Origin of the sequence: Planctomonas deserti (assembly GCF_003067705.1) — a bacterium.
GTDB lineage: Bacteria > Actinomycetota > Actinomycetes > Actinomycetales > Microbacteriaceae > Planctomonas > Planctomonas deserti.
The window spans coordinates 1-581 of sequence record NZ_QANL01000135.1; the positions used below are offsets into that span (position 1 = coordinate 1).

Consider the following 581-nt stretch of genomic DNA (forward strand, 5'->3'; position numbering starts at 1 on the left):
CATGGACGACCATGGCCCGCACGAATTCGAGCAGTTCCTGATCGGCAGCTGGTCACACACCCGCTTCATGGAAATGCGCCTGCCCGGCCACGACGGTCAGCCCAGCCAACTGCTGGGGGTGGCGGTGACCGACGTCACCGAGCACGGCCTGTCGGCGGTCTACACCTTCTTCGACCCGGACCACGCCGCACGTGGACTGGGCACCTTCGCGATCCTGCAGCAGATCGAATGGGCACGCCGCGAGGGGCTGCCGCACGTGTACCTGGGCTATTGGATCCGTGGCCACCAGAAGATGGACTACAAGCGTCGCTTCCATCCGCTGGAAGCCTACGATGGCCGCCGCTGGCACGATTTCGACAACGATCTGGACGGGCGCTGACAAACCGCTGACACCGGGCCGGGTGCACAATACGGCCCATGAACATGACCCGCCGCCATCCCCTGATCCTCGCCCTGGCCCTGCTCTGCGGCGCCAGCGCCCCTGCCTTCGCCACGTCCCCCGCGATGACCGAAAAGCCGTCCGCTGCGCTGCGCCTGGCCACCTACAACACCTCGCTGTATTCCGACGACGCCGGTGGCCT

At 66.4% G+C, this 581-nt stretch carries 1 protein-coding gene; it reads left to right on the forward strand.

All coding sequences use genetic code 11. The features are described 5' to 3' along the window. A partial coding sequence (locus tag DAI20_RS19945; protein ID WP_159085153.1) for a GNAT family N-acetyltransferase occupies window positions 1–379 on the forward strand: 379 nt, incomplete at its 5' end. Window positions 380–581: the final 202 nt, after the last annotated feature.